8 protein-coding genes are annotated in these 6,250 nt (G+C 40.7%); 2 read left to right on the forward strand and 6 right to left on the reverse strand.

The window, feature by feature from the left end:
* Positions 1-438: 438 nt before the first annotated feature.
* Positions 439-675 carry a hypothetical protein gene (locus tag PWQ49_RS08200; RefSeq protein ID WP_300609806.1) on the reverse strand — a complete coding sequence of 79 codons (237 nt, stop codon included), beginning with the start codon at positions 673-675 and terminating at the stop codon, positions 439-441.
* A gap of 51 nt (positions 676-726) precedes the next feature.
* Positions 727-1,038, reverse strand: coding sequence for a hypothetical protein (locus tag PWQ49_RS08205; protein ID WP_300609807.1), 312 nt, complete (start codon positions 1,036-1,038; stop codon positions 727-729).
* A gap of 507 nt (positions 1,039-1,545) precedes the next feature.
* On the opposite strand from PWQ49_RS08205, the gene PWQ49_RS08210 reads away from it, so the two are divergent.
* Positions 1,546-2,481, forward strand: a complete 936-nt coding sequence (locus PWQ49_RS08210; RefSeq protein WP_300609808.1) for a DNA adenine methylase — start codon at positions 1,546-1,548, stop codon at positions 2,479-2,481.
* A 65-nt stretch (positions 2,482-2,546) separates the two neighbouring features.
* Here PWQ49_RS08210 and PWQ49_RS08215 read toward each other — a convergent pair whose 3' ends face one another.
* A complete protein-coding gene (locus PWQ49_RS08215; RefSeq protein WP_300609809.1) occupies positions 2,547-2,912 on the reverse strand; it encodes a DUF1641 domain-containing protein in 366 nt (121 codons plus the stop codon).
* 10 nt (positions 2,913-2,922) lie between these two features.
* Positions 2,923-4,110: an FAD/NAD(P)-binding oxidoreductase gene (locus tag PWQ49_RS08220; RefSeq protein ID WP_300609810.1), complete on the reverse strand. Its 1,188-nt coding sequence runs from the start codon at positions 4,108-4,110 to the stop codon at positions 2,923-2,925.
* Positions 4,111-4,301: 191 nt separating this feature from the next.
* Between PWQ49_RS08220 and PWQ49_RS08225 the strand changes: the two genes are divergently transcribed.
* Positions 4,302-4,499, forward strand: coding sequence for a hypothetical protein (locus PWQ49_RS08225; RefSeq protein ID WP_300609811.1), 198 nt, complete (start codon positions 4,302-4,304; stop codon positions 4,497-4,499).
* Here the strand turns inward: PWQ49_RS08225 and PWQ49_RS08230 are convergent.
* Both PWQ49_RS08230 and PWQ49_RS08235 read right to left on the reverse strand, forming a co-directional pair.
* Positions 4,491-4,697, reverse strand: coding sequence for a hypothetical protein (locus PWQ49_RS08230; RefSeq protein WP_300609812.1), 207 nt, complete (start codon positions 4,695-4,697; stop codon positions 4,491-4,493). The two genes, PWQ49_RS08225 and PWQ49_RS08230, sit on opposite strands and share 9 nt — an antisense overlap.
* 16 nt (positions 4,698-4,713) lie before the next feature.
* Positions 4,714-5,946 carry a 3-isopropylmalate dehydratase large subunit gene (locus PWQ49_RS08235; RefSeq protein ID WP_300609813.1) on the reverse strand — a complete coding sequence of 411 codons (1,233 nt, stop codon included), beginning with the start codon at positions 5,944-5,946 and terminating at the stop codon, positions 4,714-4,716.
* Positions 5,947-6,250 lie beyond the last annotated feature (304 nt).

A 6,250-nucleotide genomic window follows, 5' to 3' on the forward strand; every position in this document is an offset into this window, starting at 1 on the left:
CTATATCTTTATATCTGCTTGCTAATCTTCTAAATCACATATTCAACCATGTAAATCTTCTCCTACCAGTAATTGTATTGAAAAAGGTTTGATAAATTCTGATAATGTCAAGTATATTTCAATTAATATACGTCTTATGTATTGATGCAGGGAAACTCAGTTTACCTACACGATGTTAAAGAAAAATAAAAGAAATTATATTTTTTAGCCTCTATTTAATATTTCACGCCATTTAGTTTATATTCTCTATTAACATACTAACTATTAGGATTTGGGAGGCTGAAATCAAGCTTTTGATCATTGAAGATCCTAAACTCATACTTTTTGATTATTTAGTGGAGTGAGGTACGTTATAAAGAGTGTATGAAAACAGGGTAATCATACCTTCTTCACTTTTTTGGATTGGAACCACATAAAAGCAGTTTCAGAAATCAGGTATCAGGTTCTTTTAAGATTCTCTTTATCACCGATAGCCCTTCTCAGCCGTCCCACAACCCTTGGTTCACCATTTTCCCTGAAGATAAAAGCATGGATCATTGAAACAGCAATGATGAAATAATCCAACACGCTGTATGAGACATCAGGAGGAACAGATTCAGGATCCTTGCAAGCAGTTACCGGACTGTTGTGCACATCCAGCCTGTAATACGTTTGCAATTCATCCGAACCAATCATTTGAAATCCACAGGAAACATAAAATCTGCCGGCAGGATAGTGGAAAGGAGACTAGGGCGAAGTAGTGGTATAGATTTTTTCGTAACCTTTCTTTCGGGCATGCTCAATAATACATCTAATGAGTCTCCTGCCATCGCCCCTCTGCTTAATCCTGCTGAAAATGAGTAAAATGTAGATAGCATCTTCTGCCTCATAGGCATATGCAACCGAGGAGCCAACCGAAAACCTTCGTGAAGCCAGTGCAAACCCGCAATCATTGAGGTATTGCGATAATGAAGGATGCACACAGATTTCCCTTGCTGCATCAATAGCTTCCTTGCATATAGCCATTTTCTCAATTAATGATCTTCCAGTACTGGACATATTCCCCCATATCTCTCCGGCACATATCTGTAAATTTTTGTTTTGTACTATTTAACTGTTGCTTTTTTATACACTATTTTACTAAATAAACAATGTGTGCCACACATCACATAGGTATTATATTAATTTTTATACTGTATATTGGACTCTGAATCATGAATTGCGGGTACAAAATGAAAGAAACATAAAAAATTTCCAGATGCGGATTTTGGGATATTGAGCAATATCTGCACTAGATTCCCGCAACTGTGGAAGTTACCAACGTTGAATAGAGTCCCGAATACCAGAAAGCCGATTTTATATACTACTATTTTGTAAATATCAGAAAACTGCACATCCTGCCTCTAACAGAGGCAAGGAAATGATTTAAGAAAAACAAAGACCGTTTCAGACTCAAAAAATCAGCACTTATATCAGCGGGAAGTCCGTTTACAATACATGGGGCCGGCTTGTCCCAAAAAATGTAATGCGGATGATGGAAGTTCCTGAAATTAAAGTAATCGTAATATGACAAACAATGCGAAACCTTTCCTGAAATGGGCCGGCGGGAAAAAACAACTTCTCGAAGAATTAGATAAACGCTTCCCTGCAGAACTGGAAAGCGGAGAGATTACAAGATACATCGAACCCTTTGTCGGGGGAGGAGCGGTATTCTTCCACGTGATGAACAAGTTTGATTTTGAGGATTCACACATCTGCGATGTTAATGAAGAACTCATCGTAGCATACAGTGTTGTCAAAAATGATGTTGAGAAGTTAATCGAGATGCTGGATTCCCTCCAGTCATTATATTATGACACTCCAGATCAGGAAAAAGAAATATTCTACTACGAGATCAGAGATGAACTGAACAAGGGCAGGAATTCTTTCAATTATAAAAAATACAACCAGAAATGGATTAAAAGAGCTGCACAACTTGTTTTCCTTAATAGGACATGTTACAATGGATTATTTCGCGTCAATTCGAAAGGATTTTTTAATGTGCCCTTTGGTAGGTACAAGAATCCAAGGATACTGGACGCCAAAAATCTAAGAAATGTCTCAGATGTCCTTCAAAATACACAGATACACTTGGGAGATTTCACAATCTGTGAATCATTGGCAGATGAGAACAGTTTTGTCTACCTTGACCCCCCTTACCGCCCCCTGAGTAGGACATCCTCTTTTACTTCCTATTCAAAGGATTCATTTGATGACGGGGAACAGTTTCGCCTGGCGGATTTCTACAGGAAGATTGATGCAAAGGGAGCCAGACTTATGCTCAGCAATTCCGACCCTAAATATGAGAACCCGGAAGATGATTTCTTTGATGAAATGTATTCTCGTTTCAATATCGATCGTGTGCTTGCACGCAGAAACATTAATTCCAAAGGCCACAAACGTGGACCTGTCCGAGAAATAATCGTTACGAATTACCAATCGGTTCCAAAAAACCCGGAATAAAAACCAAAACTTCGAAAAAATGGAGGGTTGGGCAGGATTTCACCTGCCCTGAGGAAAATAGTGCATCATCTACCGACTTCTTCGGAAGCCCTACCAAGAGCCTTCAGCAGTTCAAGAGCGATGCCGATTCCTTTCTGAAGATCTTCATCGCCCATTTCTTTAAGCAGCCCGTACAAACCAACCTTAGGAGGAGTTATAAGGGCACGATCTAGATCAGGGTCTTGCAAGCCCCTTTCCAGCACATCCACAAGATCCGTACTTGCAATACCATTCACCAGTTTCATCATTGGGATCATGATCTCCGCAACACCGTGGATGGTTTCATCGTTGAGGTAGTCCTGCATTATGCGCATAGTCCTGACAACATCAACTACAGATTCAACATCTGCAGAAGTCATTCCAGCATTTGTTATTTCATTTTCACCTGTCATCAAAATCACCTCACAGTATTGCTTTTATGCTCGCGTCCCAATGAATATAGTAATACATGCGATACATATACCATCCAAGCTTTGTCGTATCGAACTCATCTGGTGGTAGATTGTAGCTCCATGTGGCAATGTATGCCTTCCCGTCCATTGATGGAGCAGCCATATCCGTAATAATGGGACAACCCGTTTCCCCATTATAGGATACCTTGATACCATTTCCGTTGATATCATTGGCAAGATTGTGTGCCACAACCATCGCCTGATAGTGGGCACCTATTCCTGTTTTCAGGACATCCATGGGACCAGTGTCGCCGAGGACGTACACGTTATCATAATTGCCAGCGCCTCCTCGATACTGTAAGGTTGATTTATCAAAAGGAATCCATCCGGATTCATCATTAATCCCTGCATCAAGAATGACCTGTTGAACCTTGTGCGGAGGTACCGTTACAAGAAGATCATACTTTTCTTTCTCGCCTTCAGTAGATTCAATCACCTTATTGGAAGCATCCACTTTACCAAGTTTGAAATTGCGGAATACTTCAATTCCTTTTTCTTCAAACTTGCCTGTAACCATCTTGTTGAATTCAGGAGGACCTATTGGTTCCATTGGCCAGAAAAGACTGATAGTCACATCATCCCTTTTCAAGACATTTTTAAAATAGCTGTCTAGAAGGAAAGAAAATTTTATAGGTGCCCCTGGACATGGAATTGGCATCCTCGCAACTGAAACTGCGATTCTACCACCGTTAAAATTCCTAATTTTCTCTCCCAGTTTCAGCGAATCTTCAATAGAAGTATAAAATGTATTCAGATCATCCGTAAGACCTTCAACCCCGCTGATATCAGCCCTTGCCCCAAGGGCAATCACAAGATAATCATAATCATATTTGTTCCCACTTTTAACCCCAACCTGCTGTTTATTCATATCAATAGAAGTCACTTCTCCATCAGGACCCAGCTTGAGATTGATCCTGGGGCTAAGCAATTCCCGTTTGGATCTTATAATATCTTCAGGAGTGTACAAGCTGAAAGGAAGGAATGTAAATCCACCCTGGTTTACAGACATTTCGTCTTTATCAAGTACCGTAATGTCAACTTTCCCTTTTGCAATACTACGTCTGAATTCCCTTGCAAGTTTATTTGCAACCACAGCCCCGGCATAGCCAGCACCCAGAATTAAGATTTTGTCTGTCATAGCAATCACCGATTGTGATAATATCTCAGTACTGATCTAAAATGTCAGTAGTATATATATTAAAAGAAGTACTGACGTGGAATACTGTTCAATATCCGTAACGGTGTGAACTTACAGTTGAAGGTACAATTTTAAAGAAAAGAAAACCATAACTATTCTGGTTAAAAAATTATATCGATCCAGGGAACAACATGCCAATAGACAGAAGTAAACTCCAGCTGATCAGTCTGGCAGCCTTCCTGCTTACATATCTGATAATTGGGAATATCTTGCTTTACAGAGCTGATGAATTCACACCGGTTTATCTTCCCGGAACCCTTATAGTCGGGCTTGCAGGCTATTTCGCAGGCGGGATTGTATACGACCACTTATACAGGAACTCAGAGTAAATCCTTTGCTTTTTCAAGCAAAGAACTACACTCTTCCATTTTCCTTGAAGCCTGCAAGATTACATCAGCAACTTCCATGTAACCCGCTTCCCTTAATCTTCCAGCCCACTGCTCAAAGCTTTCATTGTGGCTTTGGTTGTGTTCAATCCAATGACCCAGTAAATGCTGGATCTTATCACTGCTTATTTCTTCTGGCATTTATATACTCCTAGTTTCAAATTTCACGTGGATCAGTTATTTCACCTGTAATTGCAGATGCTGCTGCCGTTGCAGGAGATGCAAGGTAGATGTATCCGCCCTTACCCATCCTGCCACGGAAGTTCCTGTTTGCAGTGGAAATACAAACCTCACCTTCGGCAATAACACCCATATGACCTCCCAAACAGGGTCCACAACCAGGCGTTGCAAAAGTGGCACCTGCGTCAAGAAGAGTTGAAATTGTGCCATTTTCCACAGCTTCCTTCATGATTCTCTTTGAAGCTGGAATGATGATAGTTCTGACTGCAACCTCCTCGCCTTTCAGAACAGCCGCTGCAGCTTCAAGATCCTCAAGCCTGCCGTTGGTACAGGTGCCAATGAAAACCTGATCCACCTTTGTACCGACAACCTCGGAAACACCGCAAACATTGTCAACCTCATGGGGTTTTGCTATTTGTGGCTCAAGGGAGGAAGCATCAATTTCGTATTCCTTTACGTATTCCGCATCTTCATCCGCAAATACAGGTTCAAAATCTTCCACAGCTTTTCCCTCAAGGAAATCAAACGTTGTTTTGTCCGGCGGAACGATACCGGCTTTTGCACCCATTTCAATAGCCATATTTGAAAGGGTCATACGACCTGACATGGAAAGGTCTTCAATCGCACTGCCATAGAATTCCACAGCTTTGTACGTAGCACCCGACGCACCCACTGTGCCAATAATATTAAGGGTCAAATCCTTTGCATAAACATGCTTTCCAAGTTTGCCGTTGGTTGTAATTTTAATTGATTCTGGAACCTTGAACCAGAGTCTTCCTGAAGCGAATATCTCGGCCATGTCTGTAGCCCCTACGCCAGTTCCAAAAGCGCCAAAAGCACCGTAAGTACACGAATGTGAATCTGCCCCGACAATCAGTTTTCCCGGCATTGCGAAACCATTCTCTGGCAAAACCTGATGGCATATACCGTTTCCAATGTCATAGAAGTTTTTGATACCCTGCTCATGTATCCACCCCCGGATATCCTTCTGAAGAGCCGCCGTGGTATCACTGTTTGCAGGTACAAGATGGTCAAAGGGAATCACAATCTTGTTAGGATTCCAGACATTTTTCACTTCCATCTGCCTGAAAGCCCGCACTGCTAGTATACTTGTTCCGTCATGGGCCATAGCATAATCGACATCAGCCATTACAAAATCATTGGCTTTTGCATCCCTTCCCGATGCCCTGCTAAATATCTTCTCACTGATGGTACTCAAAATAAAACACCTGTCTACGATTGATATGATAAAATGATACGTTTTTGACGCGTATAGGTATTGTGCATAAAAATAAACGACTTTGACAATTAAGCATAGTTATATATGAGCCTGTTTCAAAAATATAAATACCATTTCTCCTAATTATAGTTTGAGGGGGATTATATAATTTAGAAACTTTTCTGATGAACAATGGGAATTTATCAAACCTTTTTCAATACAATTACTGGTAGGAGAAGATTTACATGGTTGAATATGTGATTTAGAAGATTAGCAAGCAGATATAAAGATATAG

The organism is Methanohalophilus sp., from assembly GCF_030156785.1.
Classification (GTDB): domain Archaea; phylum Halobacteriota; class Methanosarcinia; order Methanosarcinales; family Methanosarcinaceae; genus Methanohalophilus.

What these genes read in the sequence shown, in the direction of transcription:
- PWQ49_RS08225 (WP_300609811.1), top strand. Translation starts at nt 4,302, where the DNA reads ATGCCAATAGACAGAAGTAAACTCCAGCTGATCAGTCTGGCAGCCTTC.
- PWQ49_RS08215 (WP_300609809.1), bottom strand. Translation starts at nt 2,912, where the DNA reads ATGACAGGTGAAAATGAAATAACAAATGCTGGAATGACTTCTGCAGAT.
- PWQ49_RS08230 (WP_300609812.1), bottom strand. Translation starts at nt 4,697, where the DNA reads ATGCCAGAAGAAATAAGCAGTGATAAGATCCAGCATTTACTGGGTCAT.
- PWQ49_RS08200 (WP_300609806.1), bottom strand. Translation starts at nt 675, where the DNA reads ATGATTGGTTCGGATGAATTGCAAACGTATTACAGGCTGGATGTGCAC.
- PWQ49_RS08205 (WP_300609807.1), bottom strand. Translation starts at nt 1,038, where the DNA reads ATGTCCAGTACTGGAAGATCATTAATTGAGAAAATGGCTATATGCAAG.
- PWQ49_RS08210 (WP_300609808.1), top strand. Translation starts at nt 1,546, where the DNA reads ATGACAAACAATGCGAAACCTTTCCTGAAATGGGCCGGCGGGAAAAAA.
- PWQ49_RS08220 (WP_300609810.1), bottom strand. Translation starts at nt 4,110, where the DNA reads ATGACAGACAAAATCTTAATTCTGGGTGCTGGCTATGCCGGGGCTGTG.